Origin of the sequence: Rhodococcus sp. 27YEA15 (assembly GCF_049739425.1) — a bacterium.
In the GTDB taxonomy this organism is placed as follows: Bacteria; Actinomycetota; Actinomycetes; order Mycobacteriales; family Mycobacteriaceae; genus Rhodococcus_F.
Window position 1 is genome coordinate 3,278,374 of record NZ_JBMHHW010000001.1, and the last position, 21,446, is coordinate 3,299,819.

The 21,446-nt window shown below is 63.2% G+C and carries 24 protein-coding genes; 10 read left to right on the forward strand and 14 right to left on the reverse strand.

Translation table 11 applies throughout. From position 1 onward, the window contains the following. The first annotated feature begins 24 nt into the window (after positions 1-24). Both ABH922_RS15545 and ABH922_RS15550 read left to right on the forward strand, forming a co-directional pair. Positions 25-2,145 (forward strand): MMPL family transporter, encoded by a 2,121-nt coding sequence (locus ABH922_RS15545; protein ID WP_424807771.1) that lies wholly within the window; start codon positions 25-27, stop codon positions 2,143-2,145. Between the two features lie 126 nt (positions 2,146-2,271). Continuing rightward, positions 2,272-2,400, forward strand: a complete 129-nt coding sequence (locus tag ABH922_RS15550; RefSeq protein ID WP_424807772.1) for a hypothetical protein — start codon at positions 2,272-2,274, stop codon at positions 2,398-2,400. Here the strand turns inward: ABH922_RS15550 and ABH922_RS15555 are convergent. Continuing rightward, positions 2,354-2,821 (reverse strand): GNAT family N-acetyltransferase, encoded by a 468-nt coding sequence (locus ABH922_RS15555; protein ID WP_424807773.1) that lies wholly within the window; start codon positions 2,819-2,821, stop codon positions 2,354-2,356. The two genes, ABH922_RS15550 and ABH922_RS15555, sit on opposite strands and share 47 nt — an antisense overlap. Before the next feature lie 104 nt (positions 2,822-2,925). Here ABH922_RS15555 and ABH922_RS15560 point away from each other — a divergent pair, with 104 nt between their 5' ends. Next, positions 2,926-4,914, forward strand: a complete 1,989-nt coding sequence (locus ABH922_RS15560) for an SDR family oxidoreductase (protein ID WP_424807774.1) — start codon at positions 2,926-2,928, stop codon at positions 4,912-4,914. Between the two features lie 84 nt (positions 4,915-4,998). On the opposite strand, the gene ABH922_RS15565 is transcribed toward ABH922_RS15560, so the two are convergent. From ABH922_RS15565 to ABH922_RS15590, 6 genes are all read right to left on the reverse strand, one after another. Beyond that, positions 4,999-5,427 (reverse strand): MaoC/PaaZ C-terminal domain-containing protein, encoded by a 429-nt coding sequence (locus tag ABH922_RS15565; protein WP_424807775.1) that lies wholly within the window; start codon positions 5,425-5,427, stop codon positions 4,999-5,001. Then, positions 5,424-5,873 (reverse strand): FAS1-like dehydratase domain-containing protein, encoded by a 450-nt coding sequence (locus ABH922_RS15570; protein ID WP_424807776.1) that lies wholly within the window; start codon positions 5,871-5,873, stop codon positions 5,424-5,426. The genes ABH922_RS15565 and ABH922_RS15570 overlap by 4 nt, the downstream gene beginning before the upstream one ends. A gap of 131 nt (positions 5,874-6,004) precedes the next feature. Next, positions 6,005-6,913 carry an aminoglycoside phosphotransferase family protein gene (locus ABH922_RS15575; RefSeq protein WP_424807777.1) on the reverse strand — a complete coding sequence of 303 codons (909 nt, stop codon included), beginning with the start codon at positions 6,911-6,913 and terminating at the stop codon, positions 6,005-6,007. A 4-nt stretch (positions 6,914-6,917) separates the two neighbouring features. Then, positions 6,918-7,811, reverse strand: a complete 894-nt coding sequence (locus tag ABH922_RS15580; protein WP_424809690.1) for a sucrase ferredoxin — start codon at positions 7,809-7,811, stop codon at positions 6,918-6,920. A 99-nt stretch (positions 7,812-7,910) separates the two neighbouring features. Further along, complete coding sequence (locus ABH922_RS15585) at positions 7,911-8,480, reverse strand: YdeI/OmpD-associated family protein (protein ID WP_424807778.1); 570 nt, start codon at positions 8,478-8,480, stop codon at positions 7,911-7,913. 106 nt (positions 8,481-8,586) lie between these two features. Further along, the gene (locus ABH922_RS15590; protein WP_424807779.1) at positions 8,587-9,354 is read right to left on the reverse strand and encodes an IclR family transcriptional regulator; all 768 of its coding nucleotides are present in this window, start codon (positions 9,352-9,354) and stop codon (positions 8,587-8,589) included. 59 nt (positions 9,355-9,413) lie between these two features. Here ABH922_RS15590 and ABH922_RS15595 point away from each other — a divergent pair, with 59 nt between their 5' ends. The 5 genes from ABH922_RS15595 to ABH922_RS15615 all read left to right on the forward strand — a co-directional run bounded on the left by ABH922_RS15595 (position 9,414) and on the right by ABH922_RS15615 (position 13,661). After that, entirely contained in the window at positions 9,414-10,550 is a 1,137-nt protein-coding gene (locus ABH922_RS15595; RefSeq protein ID WP_424807780.1) for a cupin domain-containing protein, read from the forward strand. Beyond that, entirely contained in the window at positions 10,547-11,383 is an 837-nt protein-coding gene (locus ABH922_RS15600) for a fumarylacetoacetate hydrolase family protein (protein WP_424807781.1), read from the forward strand. The genes ABH922_RS15595 and ABH922_RS15600 overlap by 4 nt, the downstream gene beginning before the upstream one ends. Then, positions 11,380-12,078 (forward strand): maleylpyruvate isomerase family mycothiol-dependent enzyme, encoded by a 699-nt coding sequence (locus ABH922_RS15605; RefSeq protein ID WP_424807782.1) that lies wholly within the window; start codon positions 11,380-11,382, stop codon positions 12,076-12,078. The genes ABH922_RS15600 and ABH922_RS15605 overlap by 4 nt, the downstream gene beginning before the upstream one ends. A 156-nt stretch (positions 12,079-12,234) precedes the next feature. Next, positions 12,235-13,236 carry an AraC family transcriptional regulator gene (locus ABH922_RS15610; protein ID WP_424807783.1) on the forward strand — a complete coding sequence of 334 codons (1,002 nt, stop codon included), beginning with the start codon at positions 12,235-12,237 and terminating at the stop codon, positions 13,234-13,236. Beyond that, positions 13,233-13,661 (forward strand): hypothetical protein, encoded by a 429-nt coding sequence (locus ABH922_RS15615; RefSeq protein ID WP_424807784.1) that lies wholly within the window; start codon positions 13,233-13,235, stop codon positions 13,659-13,661. Before ABH922_RS15610 ends, ABH922_RS15615 begins: the two co-directional genes overlap by 4 nt. On the opposite strand, the gene ABH922_RS15620 is transcribed toward ABH922_RS15615, so the two are convergent. From ABH922_RS15620 to ABH922_RS15640, 5 genes are all read right to left on the reverse strand, one after another. After that, complete coding sequence (locus ABH922_RS15620) at positions 13,600-15,057, reverse strand: aldehyde dehydrogenase family protein (protein ID WP_424807785.1); 1,458 nt, start codon at positions 15,055-15,057, stop codon at positions 13,600-13,602. The genes ABH922_RS15615 and ABH922_RS15620 overlap by 62 nt on opposite strands. Beyond that, positions 15,054-15,650: an NADPH-dependent FMN reductase gene (locus ABH922_RS15625; protein ID WP_424807786.1), complete on the reverse strand. Its 597-nt coding sequence runs from the start codon at positions 15,648-15,650 to the stop codon at positions 15,054-15,056. The genes ABH922_RS15620 and ABH922_RS15625 overlap by 4 nt, the downstream gene beginning before the upstream one ends. Positions 15,651-15,663: 13 nt before the next feature. Continuing rightward, positions 15,664-16,797, reverse strand: a complete 1,134-nt coding sequence (locus tag ABH922_RS15630; RefSeq protein WP_424807787.1) for an LLM class flavin-dependent oxidoreductase — start codon at positions 16,795-16,797, stop codon at positions 15,664-15,666. Between the two features lie 221 nt (positions 16,798-17,018). Then, on the reverse strand, positions 17,019-17,576 hold the full coding sequence (locus tag ABH922_RS15635) for a helix-turn-helix domain-containing protein (RefSeq protein WP_424807788.1): 558 nt from the start codon (positions 17,574-17,576) through the stop codon (positions 17,019-17,021). Between the two features lie 67 nt (positions 17,577-17,643). Next, positions 17,644-18,051, reverse strand: coding sequence for an MFS transporter (locus ABH922_RS15640; protein WP_424807789.1), 408 nt, complete (start codon positions 18,049-18,051; stop codon positions 17,644-17,646). 213 nt (positions 18,052-18,264) lie between these two features. Between ABH922_RS15640 and ABH922_RS15645 the strand changes: the two genes are divergently transcribed. Continuing rightward, positions 18,265-19,245, forward strand: coding sequence for a threonine/serine dehydratase (locus ABH922_RS15645; protein WP_424807790.1), 981 nt, complete (start codon positions 18,265-18,267; stop codon positions 19,243-19,245). On the opposite strand, the gene ABH922_RS15650 is transcribed toward ABH922_RS15645, so the two are convergent. Continuing rightward, positions 19,235-19,990, reverse strand: coding sequence for an alpha/beta fold hydrolase (locus ABH922_RS15650; protein ID WP_424807791.1), 756 nt, complete (start codon positions 19,988-19,990; stop codon positions 19,235-19,237). The two genes, ABH922_RS15645 and ABH922_RS15650, sit on opposite strands and share 11 nt — an antisense overlap. 45 nt (positions 19,991-20,035) lie before the next feature. Continuing rightward, positions 20,036-20,194: a hypothetical protein gene (locus tag ABH922_RS15655; RefSeq protein WP_424807792.1), complete on the reverse strand. Its 159-nt coding sequence runs from the start codon at positions 20,192-20,194 to the stop codon at positions 20,036-20,038. Positions 20,195-20,480: 286 nt separating this feature from the next. On the opposite strand from ABH922_RS15655, the gene ABH922_RS15660 reads away from it, so the two are divergent. After that, a complete protein-coding gene (locus ABH922_RS15660) occupies positions 20,481-21,446 on the forward strand; it encodes an FUSC family protein (protein ID WP_424807793.1) in 966 nt (321 codons plus the stop codon).

Genomic DNA, 21,446 nt, shown 5'->3' on the forward strand with positions numbered 1-21,446 from the left:
CCGTCACCACACCGGAGTTGATCAATGACACGCTGGGCCCATATCGTCGTAGCTCGAAAATGGTGGGTTCTGTCCCTCGCGGTTCTGATAGTTCTCATCAGCGGTGTGTGGGGCCTGGGAGTGTTCGGCAAACTCGGTCAAGGCGGATTCATCGATCCGGGTAGCGACTCCGCGAAGGTCGCGAACATCATCGAGGACAACCTCGGACCGCAGACCCCGGACATCATCGCTCTCTACACCCCGTCCGACGGCGGCAGCCTCGACGACATCGGTCCGGCGGTGAACACCGTCATCGACGCGTTTGAGGCCGACGTACCGACGGCAGCGGTGAAGTCCTACTGGACTGCCGACGCCACCACCCGCGCAAACCTGCTCTCGCACGACGGACGAACCGGCGCCGTCGCCATCACCTTGGCACCGGACTCGGGCGTCACCGCTGCGGGCTTCGCCGATGTGCTCACCACCCTCGACGTGCCAGGAGCCGATGCGCAATTCGCGGGCAACACCGTGGTAGGCATTGCGTTCAACACCAAACTCGAACAGGATCTGGTGGTCGCCGAGGCCATCGCCATCCCGATCACATTGGTGTTGCTGGTGTTCATCTTCGGTGGGATCGTCGCGGCGGCGGTCCCGGTATTCGTCGGAATCCTCAGCGTTCTCAGTGCTCTCGCAGTGCTTCGGCTCCTGACGTTGTTGACCGAGGTGTCGTCGTTCTCGATCAACGTCGCCTCCTTGCTGGGCTTGGGACTGGCCATCGACTACGGACTGTTCGTCGTCGGCCGTTTCCGTGAGGAATTGAATGCGGGGTCGGAACCGGGTGCTGCTGCGAGACGAACCCTTCTCACCGCGGGTCGAACAGTCATGTTCTCCGGATTACTTCTCATCTGCGCGTTCAGCGGCATGCTCGTCTTTCCCCAAGAGGTCATCAAGTCCCTGGGCTTCGGAGCCATCGCAGCAGTGCTCAGCGCGGCAGTCCTCTCGCTCACCGCTGTTCCGGCTTTGTTGGCCGTCCTCGGCCATCGCATCAATGCCTGGACCTGGCGCAAGGATGCCGCCCAACGCGGTGAGGAACGCTCACAACGGTTCTGGGGTCGAGTCGCTTCCTGGGTGATGAAACGCCCCGTCGCCGTCTCCGTCACCATCGTCGCCATTCTTCTGGTAATGGCGTCGCCGCTTCTCGGTGCACGCCTGGGCGAACTCTCGTACACCGCTCTACCGGACAATGATCCAGCTCGTATCGCGACGGACACCCTTGTCAACGACTTTCCGCAGACCGGCAACGGGGCCACGCTGATCTTGCAGGCAGAAGGTGCCTCGACGCTCAATCCTGCCGAAGGCGCGGCGATAGCCGAAGCCGCCGGACAGGTGGACGGTATCGGCCAGGCAATCGTGGTCGCCAGTACGGCCAAACTGGTGGCCGTCCAGGCTTTCTACAGTGAAGGCTCCACTCCGGAGTCGCAGAGCGCCGCAGTCACCGATCTGCGGGCCATCTCGGCTCCGGACGGAACCCGACTCCTGGTCGGCGGCGGTCAGGCAATGATCGACGACGGCAACAACGCCGTCTTGCACTGGCTGCCTGTCATGGTTCTCATCATGGTGGGCTCGACGTTGATCTTGTTGTTCCTCGCGTTCGGTTCCGTGGTGTTGCCCATCAAGGCCGTGCTGATGGCAGCTCTGAGTCTGGCCACCACATTCGGCGTCCTGACGTTCGTCTTCCAGGACGGTCACGGAGTGCAATTGCTCGGTGTCAGTCAGACACCGCTTGAGGCGACGTTCGTCGTACTGATCCTGGCAGTCGTCTTCGGGTTGTCCACGGACTACGAAGTCTTCCTGATGTCACGCATGGTCGAAGCGAAAAACGGTGGTGCGACCACGGAAGAGGCCGTCAGGTTCGGGGCCGAGCGCACGGGACGCATCGTGACGGCGGCCGCATTGCTGCTGATCGTGGTGACAGGCGCCTTCGCGATGTCCGGACTGTCGGTGATGAAGTTCCTCGGCGTCGGCATGATCGTGGCTCTCATCGTGGATGCAACGGTCATCCGCATGCTCTTGGTGCCGTCGTTGGTCAAACTGATGGGTGAGGCCAACTGGTGGGCGCCTGCATGGATGAAGAAGGTGCACGCGAAGGTCGGGATCGGTCACTGACGTGGGAGTGACCGAGAGTTGACAGTTCTCCCGGAGTGGGTTTCCTACTCCGGGAGTACTGGCTTTCTCAGGAAAATCGGCCCTGCGGCCGATGCTCCTGCCAGGATCGAAGACGAAACTCGAAGCATGAGAATTTTCGAGTGGATCCTCGACGTTCCTGTTCTTCTCCTCGCCTTGGTGTTCCTGTTGTCCGGGACGGTGACGGCTTTCATGCATTTCGAGCCGGAGGACGGGGTGATCCTGACCCGTCATTGACGATCGGTGTCCGCGCGACCTCGAAACGCTCCACGCCCGGATATTTGTTTCCGAGTGGGCGCACCGCGAATCCTGTCGCTTCGTAAAACGCGACGGCGTCTCGATCGGTTTCCGCCACCACGTCCGATCCGGGTGAGTAACCGCGAAGCCATTCGACGAGTGTTTTGCCGACGCCGCGCCTTCGATATTCGGAGGCGGTGGCGAGGTGGAGAAGTTCGGTTCGGTCCTGACCGGGTAGGAAACCGACGACACCGACGACGAGCTCTTCCAGATATGCCGCCGCCAGAACGAATCCGCTCGTCCGGTACTGCTCATACGCCCGCTGGAGGCGGTCGTGATCTTCAGAACCTACTGCGAACGCGAGGATCTCGTGCACGCCGGCGGTGTCCACGTCGATCACCCTGACCTCAACGGCACTCATGGTGTTCGGCTTCGCATCACGTCGACCTGCTCTTCTGGTAGTTCCGGAATCCAGTGTCGCGTTTACACTGGCAGGCGAACTTACTTCGGAGTAAGTTGTCGGCCATGGCCACATACATCGTCACCGGCGGTACCGGCTTCCTCGGTCGAGCCGTCCTCCCGTTGATTCTCGAGCGAGACGACACTGCCAAGGTGCACGTGTTGATCAGGTCCGGCTCCGTCGACAAACTCGAAGCTCAGACCTCGAGGATGCGCGGCGCCGACAGAGTACACCCGCTGATCGGCGATCTCACCGAACCCGGTCTGGGTATCGATTCGCCACCGGCCGCAGATCATGTCCTTCACCTCGGTGCAATCTACGACATCACGGCCGGCGACGAACAGGCCACGACGAACATCGAGGGCACCCGTTCCGTTGTCGAGCTTGCCGCGACACTCGGAGCCACCCTGCACCATGTGTCGTCGATAGCCGTTGCGGGCGATTTTCGCGGCAAGTTCGCCGAAACCGACTTCGATCGCGGTCAGAGTTTTCCGACGCCGTACCACCGCACCAAGTTCGAGGCCGAGAAACTCGTTCGTGAACGTGAAGGACTCTCTTGGCGGGTGTACCGCCCGTCCGCGGTGGTCGGCAACTCCGTCACCGGTGAAATGGACAAGATCGACGGGCCTTACTACATGTTCCCCAGTCTGGCACTCCTGGCGAAACTGCCTGCCGCCCTGCCGGTACCGATTCCGGACCTTGGTGCGACCAATGTCGTTCCGGTCGACTTCGTCGCAGCAGCTCTTGTCGAGTTGATGCATCAGCCCGGCCGGGACGGTCGAGTGTTCCACCTGGTGAACCCCACACCGCAGCCGGTGCGCGAGATCTATGCAGGACTGGCGAAGGCCGCCGGCGCGCCGTTCCCGGCCTTCGACGTGCCCGGCGCGTTGGCTGCTCCGTTCCTCTCGGCGCTACCGATCGCGTCGGCGGAGCGAGTGCGCAAGGTGCTACTCGATCGAATCGGGCTCCCTGCGGTGCTGCTCGACAACATCACCATGGCTCCTACGTTCACCGCTGTCGAAACGCGGGCAGCTCTCGAGGGGACAGGCATCGAAGCGCCGCCTTTCGGCTCGTACGCCGCCGCCCTGTGGAGGTACTGGCAAAAGAACCTCGACCCCAACCGCGCCCGGCGAACCCACCCCGACGGAGCTCTGGTGGGCAGAAACATCGTGATCACCGGAGCGTCGTCGGGAATCGGACGGGCCTCGGCGACAGCCGCCGCCGCAAAGGGTGCCACAGTTCTACTGCTTGCACGACGCGCGGGCGAACTCGACGACGTCGTCGCCTCCATCCGTGCGGCCGGCGGCAAAGCGCACGGATATCCGTGCGACATCACCGATGGCGATTCCGTCGATTCGACCGTCAAAAGCATTCTCGCCGAACATGATCACGTCGACATGCTTGTCAACAACGCCGGCCGTTCCATCCGGCGTGGGATCTACAATTCCACCGACCGACTGCACGATTACGAACGAACGATGGCAGTCAACTATTTCGGCGCCGTACGACTGGTTCTCGCCTTCCTCCCCACCATGCGTGCCCGGCGGTTCGGCCACATCGTGAACATCAGCAGCGCCGGAGTTCAGGCAGCGTCGCCACGATTCTCTGCGTACGTGGCGAGCAAGGCCGCGCTGGACGGGTTCTCCGACGTCGCAGCTTCGGAGACCCTTTCGGACGGAATCACGTTCACCACAATTCACATGCCGCTGGTGCAGACACCGATGATCGCTCCGACCGGCTCGTACAACCCGGGCCCGATCACGAGCGTCCACACCGCGGCCGCGATGGTCATCCGAGCACTGGTCGAACGCCCCAAACGTATCGACGTGCCCGTCGGCACGTTGGCCGATCTAGGGCACAGATTCGCGCCGCGGACCAAAGATCTGGTTCTTAATCAGATGTACCGCGCATTCCCCGACTCTCCGGCAGCACGGGGAGAAGTCGACACGAGACTCCCGGCCGTCGAACCGGTAACGGCCACACCGCATTCACGTTCGCTGTTCGTCACCATCGGCCGGAAAGCGGCCCGACTCGTCCCCGGCACCTTCTGGTGATCGAGTCGACTCGGACTCCGCTCAACGCCCGTCGTCATCGGGACCGTCGGCGCGGTCGGCCGAAGACGCAGCCGTCACGGCACGCTACGGTCCGAGATAGATCGTCACTCGGGTCTTACCGAGAACGGTGGCGCCGGCACTGGTAACGGTGAGATCGAGACGTGCCGTCTGGGTTTCGTGATCGACGCTTCCGATCGTGGCGGTGACCTCGATCGAAGCACCTCGCTTCGGATCGACAACCACCGGTCGCGTGAACCGGGTTTCGTAGCCGACAATTCCGGTGGAATCACCGATCCAGTCGGCCACGGTCTGGACGGCGAGAGCCGTGGTCAACAACCCGTGTGCCAGCACCCCGGGAAGCCCGGCTGCCTCGGCGATGTCGTCACGGTAGTGGATCGGGTTGAAATCGCCCGACGCACCGGCATAACGAACCAGGGAATCTCGGGTAACCGTTCGAATGGACGATGCCACCACGTCACCGACGACAAGATCCACGATCGAGGGTTTACTCATTCGCTCTCTCCTCGGACGAAAAACGTGGATGCAACTGTGACGACGAGTTTTCCTGCCACATCATGAATTTCGTTGGACGTTGCCAGGATCGCGTTGCCGCCACGTTCGGTGACATTTGTGACGGTGAGCGTGATCGTCAGCTCGTCTCCGGCGACGATATGCCTATGGAAAGTAGCTTTTTCGGAACCGTGGACGATGCGAGTCGGATCGAGGCCCGCGTCCGGGTCTTTCATCAGCTGTACGCCTGTGCGCTCCAACACCACTGCTACGAAGGTGGCCGGGGCAACCAGATCGGCGTGGCCCGCCGCTCGCGCAGCGACGACGTCGAAATGAATCGGATCGGTACCGAACACGGCGTACGCAAACTCCCGCACCTTCTCCCGACCAACCGAGTACGGCCCTATCGGCGGGAAGACACGGCCCTCCAGATCTGGATTCAACGGCATTGATGCCACGTTACCGTCCGAATCACCAAAATCCGGCAAATCAGCACTCAGGTGCGGGTACTTGTCACACCGCGGTACGCCACCGCGACCACGACCTCCGACAAAGTGTGCATCGTCTCCGACCCCGTAGGTCAACCGGACGAATCGGCGAGTACTTCGCATATCCCTCGGCGTGCGACATCGGCGAGCGCTCTGTTGCTGGTTGCGTAGTACGGCAGTGCGGACAGGCCCACCGACAGCGCCCAGCCGCGCCCCCGCGCCCAGGTGTCGTCGTCGACTCCGGAGTACTCACGGAACGTCTCACGCGTATCGCGATCGAACAACGTCCATCCGATCATCGCGTCACACGCCGGGTCGCCGACACCCAGACCACCGAAGTCGATCACTGCCGCCAACACTCCGTCACGGACGAGAAGGTTCCCCGACTGCAGGTCACCGTGAATCCACACCGGTGCGCCCCGCCATTCGGGAACTGCGAGCGCCGCTTCCCACGCCCGCAGCGCGCCTTCGGTGTCGACGAGACCGTCCACGGCGGAGATCGCTGCCCGCGTCGACTGGTCCCGATGTACCAACGGCACTCCACGCGAGAAATTGTGCGGCCCCGGAAGCGGTCCGCCCGCCGCCTCGCATATCCGAAGCGACTGCACGAAGCGCCCGAGTTCGGCGGCCAGACGAGCCGGCTCGAACACCGACTCCGGTGCCACCGACTGCCCGTCGATCCACCGATAGATCGACCAGGGGTGCGGGTAGTCATGTTCCGGCGCACCCTTGCCCACCGGCTGCGGAACCGCACACGTCAAGGCAGGCCCCAGTAGTGGCAACCAGCGCTGTTCCTTGTCCACTTGCAGAGCAGCAGAAGGTGTCCGAGGCAGCCGCACCACCAATTCGTCGCCCAGGCGGTACATCACGTTGTCGGTTCCGGCGGATCGCACCATCGCGAGCGAAAGATGCTCGAACCACGGGAACTGGGTGCGCAGCAGTTCAGCTACGAGAAGAGCATCGATGTCGAACTCGTCCGCATGCAGTTTTTCGCTGACCACAGGCCTATTGTGCAACACCCGATCGGCGCGGGGGGTTCTCGCGCACCGATGTCGCCACCACCGGCCGGACCGGCTTGATTGCCGCTCCACAACTCGGCGGCCGAGATTCCAGCTCCGCCACCGCAGTCTCCACAGTCCAGTTCCGACCGTCGAGATGTTCGACCGTGCACTGACCGTCGGCATGATCGACTACCGACAAGTCCTCCACTCGCGCCGAAATAAGCTCTCGCACAGCAATATCGGAAACCTGAGCTGACGAAGACCAGCAGCTTCGACCTCGCAACCCGGTGCGGTACACCTCGCCGGAATCGAGCGACCGAACCGCCTCGATGCTCTGCACCGAATCCAACCGTCCGTACGTATGGCCAGTCGGTAGCACGATGATCGACGGTGCAAACCTGTGACCACCGGTATGCGAGCACTCCCACACCCTGTCGCCGAACGCGGTCGCCAACTCCGCCGCAACCGGACGCCCCAACACCGCACAGCACCGATCACGTTTACCGTGGGCACACACCAACACCACCGAATCCTCGACTCGCACACCCAGACCTGGCGCCGGGCCGGCCAGGACGGTGAAGTCCAGATCGAGCAAACCCTGCGGGGCGTCGAGGTGTAGCTGTTCGCACCAGGTCTCGCCCGGTTCCGATCGGGCCAGCAGCACGGTATGACCGGGTACACGATTCATGCTCCGGCCGGGGCGTCGGATGAACATGATCCGCACATCGGCCTGCTCTGCCCGCCGCCTGAGCTCGGCTGCCAGGTCGGCTTCCAAGGCCGTGCCGTCCAAGACGTCGCGTCCCCACCCACCGTCGAACTCCAGGCACACCCAGCGCCGAATCGTTGCCGCCGTACCAGCCAGCGGTTCGTCGACGGCGGACAACGTAGAGCACGTCATGGCTTCGGTCACAGTACATAGTGTGTCAGTCGAGTCACGCCGGTCGAGCCATCGGTCACCCACTTGGCGACGATCCGGCAGCACGCGCCGACCGAGCCGTCAGTGGAACTTCTTTCCCGCCGCCAATTGGTCGACGAACTTCTCGATCCTTCGAGCCCGTGTCTCGGGACGCTTGGCCTCTTGCAAGCGATACGAGATGGCGAACCGATTCGTCGAGTTCAACGTCTCGTAAAACGCCTGAGCCTGCGGATTCACTGCCAACGCGTCGAGGAAGTCCTGGGGAACCCGAGCCTTGGCCGGACCTTCGTATGCCCGATCCCAACGTCCGTCCGCCTTCGCTTTCTCGATTTCGGCGATCCCGGACGGCTGCAACAGGCCTTCGTTCTCGAGCCTTGCCACGATGTCCACATTGCGGATCGACCACGGGCTACGCGCGGTGCGAGGCGAGAACCGCTGCACGAAGAAGTCGTCGTCGAGACGGTTCTTCCGGCTGTCGATCCATCCGTAGCAGAGCGCGATCTCCAGGGCTTCCTGGTAGCTGACCGACGAATACGATGACGACTTCTTTGCTATCTTCAACCAGATGTCCACTGCCGTGTCGTGGTTCGCCGCAAGCCAGCGGCGAAACCCCTCGCCGTCGTCGAAATGTTCACTGTTCGGAGAAACCATCGACCAATCCTCTCGGCCCGAGATTGCCGGCTGATCTTCGCAGGCTCGGCAAAGCATCTACCGCGAAATTCTCGCACGCCGCCACCACCGGGTCCAGGTGATCGTCTCAGCGTGCCAGATCGACCTCGATACGATCAGCGGCAAGACGCAGAGCAGAAACCAGCATCGGTAGCTGGCGACGGTCGTAGCGCACCGAAGGCATCGAAACAGACAGCCCGGCAACGGCTTTACCCTCGTCGTCGCGCACCGGCACCCCGATGGCGACGACACCGCGCTCGGTGCGCCCCTGATTGACGGCAAATGCCTGCTTACGAATTCGTGTGAGTTCGGCCCGCAATCGATCCATGTCCGGCATCTCGATACCGTCGACATCGGGTCCGATGTCGTAGATCTGATTCAATTCGTCCTCGGTCAGCGCCGCGAGCAACACCATTCCACCCGACGTGTGGTGGGCAGGAAATGCCATCCCCTCGCGCGATCCCACCCGCAAAGTTCGAGTTGATTCGACCGAAGCGACGAAGCGAACTTCCACACCGGTACGCACGGTCAGGTTGGCCGACTCCCCCACGAATTGCACGAGCGTTTCCATGTGCGCCAGCGCGGCCGATCGCACCAAGGACGTGGTGGACCTCGAGTGCTCGGCCAATTTCAGCACCGGCCCGGCGCCGTAGTGCTTTCCGGAATCCTGCACGGCAAAGTCTCGGTAGACCAACATTCGAAGGAGTCGATGTGCCGTCGATCGCGCGACCCCGAGTCGCTCGGCGGCCTCAGCGACCGTCAAGTCTCCTTCCAGTTGCAAGATCGTCGCCAACCGCAGTGCATGGTCGACGCTGGCAATGGCGTACGTCGGCGGATTCTTCTGCAACTTCTCCACAAGATTCTGTATAGCAGAATAAGTTGTTCTGCATCGAAAGCACGCGCCACTGTTGTGCCATGACTTCGACAGACTCCCCCGTTCGACTCAGGGCCGTCGCAGCACCGGGCCAACCCGAGGTGACACCGTCGCTCGAAGAGCTCTATCGTGGCTTCGAGAGCGAACTGCTGGTGCCGTTATGGACCGAGATCGGTGATCTCATGCCGGCACATCCGCGATCACGCGCCGTCCCGCACCTGTGGAAGTGGGAGAATCTGGTAAGCCTCGCCCGGCGAGCCGGAGACATCGTCCCGGTCGGGCGCGGTGGTGAACGTCGCGCGATCGCACTGGCCAATCCGGCACTCGGTGGGCGACCGTTCGCCACCCCGACTCTGTGGGCAGCAATCCAGTACCTGATGCCCGGTGAGGACGCCCCCGAGCACCGACACACCCAGCATGCCTTCCGATTCGTCGTCGAAGGTTCCGGTGTGTGGACTGTGGTCGGCGGGGACGCCGTGCCGATGAATCGCGGCGATTTCCTACCGCAGGCGGGCTGGAACTGGCACGCCCACCACAACGCCACCGACAAACCGATGGCCTGGATCGACGGTCTCGACATCCCGTTCCAATACGTGACCGAATCGCAGTTCTTCGAGTTCGGCCGCGAAGAACTCGACGCGGCCGAACGCATCACTCCCGAGCGCTCCCGATCCGAACGGCTGTGGGGCCATCCCGGCCTGCGCCCCCTCGGCGCCACCCATCTCACACCCGGTAGCCCACTGCTCTCGTACAAGTGGGAGTTCACCAATCGCGCGCTCATCGACCAGCTGTCGATGGAAGCCGAAGGTTTCGGCGGCACAGTCGAACCCGGCCATGCGGCGGTGCGCTACACCAACCCACACACCGGTGGCGACGTTCTTCCCACCCTTCGCACCGAATTCCACCGCGTGATCCGTGGCGCCGAAACCGCTCCAGTGAAGGAGGTGGGTTCGAGCGTCTACCAGGTTTTCGACGGATCCGGGACCGTGACTGTCGGTGACCGCTCCTGGACGGTCACACGCGGCGACCTGTTCGTCGTCCCGTCGTGGCAACCGTTCTCGGCGAGATCCGAAGCCGGACGTACGGACTCCGATTCCGGCGCCCTCGACCTCTTCCGCTTCGCCGACGCCCCCGTCTTCGAAGCACTGCAGCTGAACCGAATGGAGATTTCACAATGAGGCTTGCAACAATCCGCACCGGTGATACCACCCGGGCTGTCAAGCTCGACGGTGACCGCCTGGTCGACCTCGGCGAGAAAGATCTGGGAATCTTTCTCGCCCATGATGACTGGAAGAATCGCGCCGAGGCCGCACGGGCCGACGACGCCACCACCTACCCGCTCGACGACGCGGATTTCGCGCCGGTCGTTCCCACACCGTCCAAGGTCGTGTGTGTCGGCCACAACTACACCAATCACATCAAGGAGATGGGGCGCGAACTTCCTTCCTACCCGACGCTCTTTCCCAAATTCGCCGACAGCCTCATCGGAGCGAACGACGACATCGTCAGGCCCGCCGAAACCGAGGCCTTCGACTGGGAAGTCGAGCTGGTGGTAGTCATCGGCGAACACGTGCGCCGCGCGGACGACGCGCAGGCAGAAGCCGCGATCGCCGGTTTCACCGTCATGAACGACATCTCAGTGCGCGACTGGCAGTTCCGTTCCATCGAATGGACCCAGGGCAAGATCTGGGACAACTCGACCCCGGTCGGACCCTTCCTGGTGACACCCGACGAGGTCGGCGGCGTCCGCCCGTCGCTCGAGGTCACGACAACCGTGGACGGCGCAGTCATGCAGCGCGACGACACCGGCACCTTGCTGTTCGATCCGATCACGCTGGTGAAGTACATCTCGACGATCACACGACTGCACCCGGGCGACATGATCGCAACCGGCACACCGGCCGGTGTCGGCCACGCCCGTGAACCGAAGGTCTATCTGCTCGGCGGCCAAACCATCGTGACCGCGATCGAAGGTCTCGGCGCCTGCACCAACAAGGTTGTCCAGGAATGACGCGCACCCGGCGTTGGATGGCGCAGGGAACGGAACTGTTCCTGACCGGGGTCGACGGTCTCGACGCCGCCGCCGTGGACGTACCCTCCACTCTGCCGGGATGGAGTCGGCGACACCTGCTCGCGCACCTCGCAGCGAACGCCGAGGCGCTGGGAAACCTGGTCAGATGGGCCGAGACCGGTATCGAGACACCGATGTACGCCTCCCCCGATGCTCGTGCTCGCGGGATCGAGGACGGTTCCCGGCTGCCGGCGACAGATCTGTTGACATGGCCGCAGGCGTCCGCCGAGAAGCTCACCGAGGCAATGGATTCACTGACCGACAAGCAGTGGGCGAGTCGGATCGTCACGGCCCAGGGACGGGCTGTGCAGGCCACGGAGATCCCGTGGATGCGGGCTAGAGAGGTATTCGTCCATGCCGTCGATCTCGGCGTCGGGATCACCTTTTCCGATCTGCCCGCCGACTTCCTCTCGGCCCTCGGTGACGACATCGTGAGCAAGCGCAGCACCGCGTCGGAGGCCACACTGCACCTGGAAGCGTCCGATACCACTGCTCGATGGGAACTCTCCGGCTCGACTGCGCCCGCCGTCGTGACCGCACCGCTGGCCGACCTGGTCGGCTATCTCAGTGGCCGCATCACGAATCTGTCGACCATCGACGGATCGCCCGCGCCGGTTCTACCGCCGTGGCTGTGATCTGAGCATCTCTCGAACGGACGCGACACGGCACCGAGGTCGACCTCCGACTGTTCAACACGGTCGGAGGTCGACCTCGGTGCATATTCTGGCTATATTCGACGATGCCTGGAAGTAAGGAAATACCTGCTCCGGTATCTTTTCGTGGAGGTCGCAATGCCCCTGCCGCCGCAGGTCGACGAGCCGCTCCGCCAGCACGGGCGTTTGCGGACCGCTGACGCTCACCTTGCGCAGTCGGTGGTGTCGGAAGTGTATGAACCGCACACCCTCGAGCCGGCTCGGGGCGAGGCCCTCGACGCCCGCCTCAACGCCGTGCAGAACGGCGCACTGACACTGGGATACCTGGCGTACGGCGCCGGCGCAACAGTCGTGTTGCCGCCCAGCGAGCACTGGTACCACGTGAACATCACCTTGTTCGGCGGCAGTCGCATCACACGCGGTGACTCCTTGTGTGGCGTGACGTCCGCCATGGCAGGGGCGGCCATACTGGTGCCACACCATACTCAGACGATCGAATGGGATTCGGATACCGCGCAGTTCGCTCTGCGCGTGCCTCGTACCGACCTGGAAAGCCATCTGGAGAGTTTGACGAGCACACGATTATCCGGTCCCGTCGATTTCGATCTCGTGGTGGATCTGAATTCGAGTGCCGGGCGCGGCTTGCTCCGCTGTATCGAGTTCGTGATTTCGGAATGGGACGACGACGGAATCCTGGCTCGGCACGGGAACTCTCGCCGTCATCTGGAATCGTTGACACTGACCAATCTCGTGCTGGCGGCAGAAGGCCCGCATCGGGCGATCCTCGATCGGGGCGCCGAATCCCCGGTACCGGACGGGCTTCGACTCGCCCTCGACTACGTCCACGATCATGCCCGGTCGTTGCCGACGTTGGCGGATCTGACGACGGCGGCCGGGGCGAGTGCCCGCACTCTGCAGAATCAGTTTCTGCGACACGTGAATCGAACTCCCATCCAGTACATCCGGGACGTTCGGTTGCGCGGCACCCGTGACGATCTACTGCACCCGGACAGCTCGACTGTCACTGTCACCGATGTGGCCACGTCGTGGGGATTCTACAATTTGGGCCGGTTCTCGTCGTTGTATCGGGAGCTGTACGGGGAGTCCCCCTCGGAGACACTACGGCGGAGCCGTACGTGAGCGCAGCGGCGGAGCCGTACGTGAGCGCAGCGGCGGAGCCGTACGTGAGCGCAGCGGCGGAGCCGTACGTGAGCGCAGCGGCGGAGCCGTACGTGAGCGCAGCGGCGGAGCCGTACGTGAGCGCAGCGGCGGAGCCGTACGTGAGCGCAGCGGCGGAGCCGTACGTGAGCGCAGCGGCGGAGCCGTACGTGAGCGCAGCGGCGGAGCCGTACGTGAGCGCAGCGGCGGAGCCGTACGTGAGCGCAGCGGCGGAGCCGTACGTGAGCGCAGCGGCGGAGCCGTACGTGAGAGCAGCGGCGGAGCCGTACGTGAGCGCCCGCGGTGGGGGCGTCTGCGGTGTGTCGACGCCCCCACTGCGTGCGGTTAGATCACCTGAACCACGTGCTTGTATTCCTGGAACTCTTCGAGTGCTCGGTGGCCGTTGAGGCGACCGAGCCCGCTCTGCTTGTATCCGCCTTCTTCGAACTGGTCGACGACCACTGCCCATCCGTTGGTCCAGACGGTGCCGGCGTCGAGGTTCTCGGCCATGCGCAGTCCGCGAGCGCCGTCGCGGGTCCATACCGATGCTGCGAGTCCGTATTCGGTGGCGTTGGCCATTCGGATTGCGTCGTCCTCGGTGTCGAAGACCTCGAAGGTGGCAACCGGTCCGAACAGTTCACGTTGCACAAGTGGCGAGTTCACATCGTCTACGGCCAGCAGCGCCGGGCGGAAGTAGGCACCCTTGGCCAGGGCCGGATCGTCGGGGCGACCGCCCCGAACGAGCACTTCTGCGGTATCGACGTGCTGTGCGATCAGTGCCTCGAGCCGATCGCGGGATGCGGTGTCGATCATCGGGCCCATACCCGAACTCTCGTGATCACCCGGGCCGACGACGACATGTTCGAGCGCGTCGACCAGAGCATCCCGGACCCGATCCGCGACCGTTCGCTGGACGAGGACACGGCTACCTGTCATGCAGAACTGCCCACTGAAGGTGGTTACACCTGCGACGATCGTTCCGACTGCCGCCTCGATGTCGGCGTCGTCGAACACGATCATCGGCGTCTTCCCACCGAGTTCGAGTGACAGACGCTTGAGCGTTGCACCACCGTCTGCCATGATCTGGCGTCCGACGACCGTACTGCCGGTGTAGCTGACTGCGTTGACCTCGGGAGACGATACGAGCAGTTTCGCTCCATCGCTTTCCGATTCGGTGAAGATGTTGATCACGCCGTCCGGAAGTGAGGGGCACTCTGCCAGAAGCTCGGCGAGTCGGGTGTTCACCAGCGCCGTCTGGGCGGCCATCTTCATCACCACGGTGCAGCCCGCAGCGAGTGCGGGTGCAAATGAGCGTACCGACAACACCACCGGCGAGTTCCACGGCACGATCACACCGGCGACGCCGATCGGCTCGGACAACAACATCGAGTACACACCGTCGCGGGCGCGGCCGCCGCGGCCGGTGTCGGTTAGCGCTTGGGCAGCGTAGTAGCGCAGTTTCGATGGTGTCAGGCTGAGCTCGAACCCCGCCTCCGGCAGGACCTTTCCGTTCTCGCGGGCCAGTAACATGGCAAGTTCGTCGGTGGCGGCTTCGATCCGATCCGCCATCTCTGCGAGCACCTTTGCCCGCAGATGCCGGTCACGACGCCACGAGTGCGTAGCGAACGTGTCGTGAGCGATACGGATCGCCTCGCGAACCTGATCGATGTCGGCTTCGTAGTATTCGCCGAGCGGTTCGCCGGTCGCCGGTGAGTACGAGGTTCCCGTCGTGTTCGACGAAACCCAGTGCCCGCCGATGTAGTTGCGGGCGATGTCGTTGCGCAACGCCGAGTCGGTAGTCATGTCGTTTTCCTTGTGGCCGGGGTCGAGGCGTTGTGTGCTCTCGACCGGGTGAATCGCACGTGGAGAGGGTCCGGGCCGAAGTGGTGCCGCGGCAGACGTTCCGCCAGCGCCGTCACCTGTTCGACGAATTCACGCAGGTCCGAACGCGCTTCGTCCGAGACGTTGTCCTCGGCGAAGGTGCTGTCGACGAAGAATGCACTGTTGGGGGCGGTGAGTGCCCCGAACCAGGACAGCACGTCACGCAGGTGCCGCTCTGCGGAAAGGAAGTGCTGCGGCGCTGCGGCGACGGTGAGAATTCCGGCCGGTTTCGACCGCAGCGCCTCGTTGGGTAGAGCGTCGACGAGGAGTTTCAAGGTTCCGGTGAACGATCCTCGGAACACCGGAGAAGCCAGCACCACCGCATCCGCTTCCCGAACACGTTCGACGGCGTCGGCTCCCCAATATCCGACTACAGGATTGCCGGTGGGCTCGGGCGAGAGCCGGTCGACAGTCCATACCGGATACAGTGCCCGGACCTCGTTTTCGACGAGAGTCAGAGCGCGGGCGAGCTTTCCGGGTGGCGTCGGACTGCCGTAGATGGTGAGAAGTTTCATGGCGCCGCCACTTTCAGTTGCGGAGGCCGGCTTCGCGCATGAGTGGTAGAACTCGCTCACCGAAGTACTCGAGTTCCTGGGCGTAGTCGAGGAAGCCGACCATCATTCCGCCGACACCGGCCTTCTCGAGTTCGAGAAGTTGATCGACGATCTGCTCCGGTGTTCCGATCAGGGGGTAGCCGCCGTAGCCGAGGATGAAGCGTTCCTGCATCGCCTTGATCTTGTCGAACGATCCACTCTCGCTTCCCAGTCCGGCCGAGACCTGGCGCGCGACGTCCCAGTCGCCGTGTTCGAGGATGTTGTCGAGTAGCTGCTTGGTCTCCTTCTCGGTGTCGCGACAGATGATGTTGCCGTAACTGAGGATGCCGAGGTCACTGCCCTGAGCCTGGGCGATCGAACGTACTCGCGACGCGGTGTCCTTGGCCTCGGCCGGATCGGAGAAGGCGATGAAGTTGAAATCGCATTCGCGAGCACAGAATTCGAGGCCTGCGGGCGAGTTACCGGCGTTGACCAGGACCGGGTACGGCTGCTGGATCGGCTTGGGGGACGAGAATGCGTCTTTGATCTCGAAGAATTCACCCGAGAAGTTGACGCCTTCACCGTCTGTCCACATGCGCTTGGCGATCTCGATCCATTCCGAGCCGTAGCGGTAGCGGGAGTCGTGCTCTCGCTGCGAACCTCCGAACATCTCCATCTCTGCCTTGTACCAGCCCATGGTCATGTTCAGCCCGTGCCGCCCACCGGAGATGTGGTCGACGGTGACGGATTCCTTCGCGGCGACGATCGGGTGCTTGGTGGGCACGTGGATCGTGGTGAACACCATGATGTTCTCGGTCGCCTCGGCGATACCGGCCGCCCAGGCGTGGGTTTCGTAGTTGGAGCCGTTGAAGTTGGTGTCCCCGCCCATGCCACGGTATCGGGCCACCGGAAGCATTGCCTCGAAGCCGAGACGGTCGGCCAGCTGCGCAACCTTCTTGCCGTACTCCCACGTCAGCTCGTACGTCGTTTCCGCGTGAGTGGCCATGAGGCCGTGGCTGACGTTCGAACCGAAGATACCGAGCTTCATCCGGTTGTCGTTGAACATCGTGACACCGCTCGCACGGCGTGCCTCGAGCAGGTCTTCGTAGCTCATCTTCGGGGTGGACATGTCGTTCTCCTCTGCAAGGGCGGGGCGCCGACCGGTTCGACATGATCGGTCGGCGGCGGCGTCCAGCAACAGTAGGCAAGACGAACCCGGCGGAACTATGCGCGAAACGCAGCCACGCAGGCCGATTTGCGCAGCGAACGCGGAAATCCACGGACAGCAGAACCAGGGGCGCCGCGATCTCGGGAACAGCGGTCCGTCGTCCCCGAGATTTCTCGCTCGGTTCAGCCCGCGTGCGGCGAGACCATCAGGACCGTCACGTCGGCCGACGCATCGTCCGTCCGATAACTGTGCGGCAGGTCTCCGGGGAAGGAGAGCATGTCCCCCGGCGACAGATCGACTGTTTCGCCCGTCACCCCGGCCGTCAGCCGGCCCGATGCCACGATCAGATGCTCGACGGTGCCGGGACTGTGCGGCACCCCGTCCATGTACGTACTCGGAGGCATCCGGAGCCGCCACACCTCGGTACTCTGTCCCGCACCGATTCGGCGGAACAACTCCCGAGTGACCTCGTCGTCCGCTCGCTCCGTACCGGGGCGGTGGATCGTTCCGACTTCCTCCTCTGTGCCGAGTAGGTCGGTGAGCGGAATCCGCAGCGCGAAGGCGATCGCATCGAGTGTGTCGATGGTGGGGTTTCCCCGCCCCGCTTCGATGCTCGACAACGATCCCTTTCCGAGTCCGGAACGCCGGGCAAGCTCGGCCGCGGTCAGACCGCGTTGCTCGCGTCTCCTCTTGATCTGTGCGCCTACAGTCGCGCCAACGCCCCGACTCGGATTGTTCATGCCTGCCAGTATGTCGTGCTCACGAATGGTGGCTACGCCTGACCGAAGGAGCGGACGATGACCGTGCTCACCGGCGAGATGACTGCGACGATGACACTACTTCGATCAGAATCATGACCGGCAGGACCGGGTATGTGCTGATCAGGACGAACAGCGGAATTGCCACGATCATCGATGCTGCGGCCGCAACCACCATGACTCGAGCGGCACCGGCTCGATCCGACAATGCACCGAACAGCGGCGAGGCGACGAACAGCACGGTTCCGAACACCAGCGTGGACACGAACGCTCCGCGCGAGTCCATACCGAGATCGACTATCGCATAGGTCGGCATGTACAGAGCCATGTACAGGGACACGGTAGCGAGAGCCACGACACCGGCTATCGCCCAGAGCCGAGTACCGTTGCTGCTGAATGCATCCGAAACCGGAGATGCAGACGGTGTGGTCGCCGGGAATTCCGGATTCTTCTCCATCTTGGAACGCGTGTACAAGCCGATCGGCCCGATCGGCAACGCGACGAACCACGGCCGAGAGCGGGGCGAACGACAAGGCTTCGGAGAGTACGGGAACGGTGATGCAATGCTTGGTCACGAGACTCCTCGAGTGGTGACCGACCATCACCATAGTTCACTTTAACGAACTTGAGATACTATTTAACGAACTTCAATTTCACTTGGGAGGCTCAGATGATCGACCACGAGGACATCCGCACAGCTCGACGTCGAATCGACGGACGAGTTCTGCGAACGCCTCAGATTCGAATCGATCTTCAGGGCCGACCGCTATGGCTGAAACTCGAATTTCTGCAACACACAGGATCTTTCAAGGCCAGGGGCGCGTTCAATCGCATCCTGGCCGCCGATGAGGACGGCACTCTCGATCCGACAGTCGGGATCGTCGCCGCATCCGGAGGCAATGCCGGCCTGGCGAATGCGTACGCCGCAGCCAGGCTGGGCATCGCGGCCACCGTCTTCGTTCCGGAAACAGCCCCCGCGGTGAAAGTCAATCGCCTACACACCTACGGCGCGACGGTCCGGCAAGTCGGTTCCCGGTATTCGGAGGCGTACGCCGCGGCACAGCGTTACGCCGACGAGACCGGCGCGGTGTTCTGCCATGCCTACGATCAGATCGAGACAGCCGCCGGAGCCGGCTCCATCGCGGAAGAGATCCTCGAGGACGAACCCCGTATCGACACCATCGTCGTTGCCGTCGGCGGTGGTGGACTCTACGCGGGAGTCGCTACAGCAGCTGGTGATCGAGCCAAGGTGGTGGCCGTGGAACCTGCCACCATTGCGACGCTCAACGCGGCACTCGCCGCCGATACCCCCATGGACGTGGAAGTATCGGGCATCGCAGCCGACTCCCTGGGCGCCACCCGGATAGGATCGATCGCATTCGACGTCGCGTCACGATTCGATCCGGTGAGCCTGCTCGTGTCCGACGCCGACATCGTCGATGCGCGGAATCAGCTCTGGCGTGAGTATCGGATCGCCGCCGAACACGGTGCCGCTACGGCCTTCGCGGCACTCACGTCCGGGGTGTACAAACCCGCGCCGAACGAGCACGTGGCCGTGGTGGTCTGCGGAGCGAACACGAACCCGGCGACCCTGGACGACACCCGTCACATCGAGGAACCCGACTTCGATACAACTCCGATCACGAGATAAACGGCAGAACAACAGCTTCGAAGTCTCGGCTCCCGTCCCTGTGCACACTGTGCCCGGTACGAAATGTGACCACCTCGAACTGTGCGATCGCCGCCGCCATGGCCTCGAGCCGAACCGTGTCCACCAGTCCACCGAGCCCGCCGCGCAAGAACAACACGTCCGCCTCGATCGAGGACAGATCATCCCACCACTGCCGATTCGGTCGACGGAACTGCTCGAGCGCCGAACTCGTCATGGACCGGTCGAATGCCAGTGCCGCCCGCGGATGTCGAATCAAACTTGTTGTGGCGTGCCATAGTTCTGGAACACTGGGCAGCTTTCGCGCGAGTACCTGTTGCGGATCGCCGGGCCGAAGCAACAGCGGAGCCTCCTCGATGACGAGCTTACGTACGCTCGCCGGACGCTGCTGTGCGATCAACGACGCCGTGTGACCACCGAGCGAGTGACCGACCAGATCCATCCGATCGAACCCGAGGTGGTCGCACACGTCGGCGACATCCGCAGCGAACTCCTCGAACAGGTACGACGCGGCCCTGCCACTTCTGCCGTGACCACGAAGATCGACCGAGACGACCCTGCGGTCGCGGGAGCGAAGAGCCCTGGCAAAGGCATCCCAGGTACCGCTGTCACCACCGAGTCCGTGAATCAGAACCACCGGCGGTAGACCACCTGTACCGGCCGACACTCCGGAATCGCGATAACTGATCTCGACCCCACTGTCGACACGTACATTAGCGACACTCACGAGATACGAGGATAGAGGGTGAGTACTCGACCCGCACACGCACGGTCAGGCGATCAACCAGTGCCGAGCTGCGGCGTCGAGCGCCCGGATCCACCGTCGTCGCCGGGCACGAACCGGGCCCGGCCGAAGGCCGATCGCTCCGGCAGGTAGCGGTGCTACCTGCCGCCCGATGACGACGTCCGTCGCCCCGAACCGGGCGGACATCCATACCTGCTCGTGGCAAGACGGTCCAGCACACCGACGACGCCGTTACCACCGATGACCTCTGCAACATCGAGCCCGAGCGCTCGAAGGCGCTCTGCGACAATCCCTGCCGTTCGAGTCTCGGCGAAACTGGGCTCGGGATGCGTATGTAGATCCCGGTACAGGCCGGCGAGATGCTCGATGTCGGATTCCAGCACTTCCTCCCGGACAGTCGGTAGTGTCAGTGCACGATATTAATCAGACAATTAAGACACTAGACAATTCGGCGACCAGCAAAGGGGGCTCCGTGCCCGCATCCACACAGCGGTTCACATTCGCGCTGTCCTGGCAGAACATCAAGTACGCCGTTGCGCTGGTCGGCTCTGCCGCACTGGTATTGGGTGGCAGCTACCTGCTGATCGGACCCCACACAGCACAAGCCGGCTATCTCGCCATCATGTTCCTGCTGTCACCGGCCCGGGCGTTGCAGGCACAACTACGCCTGGCCGCCGGAGCCTTTGCCGTGATCGTCGCGGTCACCGGCTTCCTCGTCGGGCCACTGGGAACGTGGGCCGTACTCGGTGGGCTCGTCCTCGTATGCCTGGTGCAAGGGATGTTCCGAATCGGTGAAGTCGCCTCGATGACGCGTTCCCCGGTCAACTTCGTCGTCTTCGCCGGAATCGGCGCAACCGGCGCCCAAATGTGGCCTGTCGTAGCAGGTTCAGTGATCGGAGCAGGCTTCATACTACTTCTGGCCTGGCTCCTACCGGCCCAGAATGCCGAACCACTACCTCGAGCCTCGGTCCGAGACCGGATGCATTACGGCCTCACACTTGCCGCCGGATCGGTGATCGTCGTAGTCGGTGCCGAGTTGATCGACTTCGATTTCGTCAGCTGGGCACTACTGTCGTTCTGCACCATCCTCTCGGTCGGGTTCGACAACCGCTTCAGCCGTGCCCGCAATCGCATACTCGGCACCATCGCAGGCGCACTCTGCGCGACCGTCGTCGCTTTGACGCCCGCACCGCTGCCCGTCCTCGCCGCCGTCATCGCCACACTGCTGTGCGTCGCCTATCTCCGCGCCGGGAACTACGCACTGTTCGTCACATTCCTCACCCCGGCCGTTCTGCTCACCACCGGCTCGGACCACTCGCCCGTCGAACTCGGCATCGGCCGAGTCGAGGCCGTGTTCGCCTCGGCAGCAGTCGCACTCGTATGTGCCCTCGTTTCCGATCAGCTGACCCGACGACACCGCGCACTCGACGCCACCTGA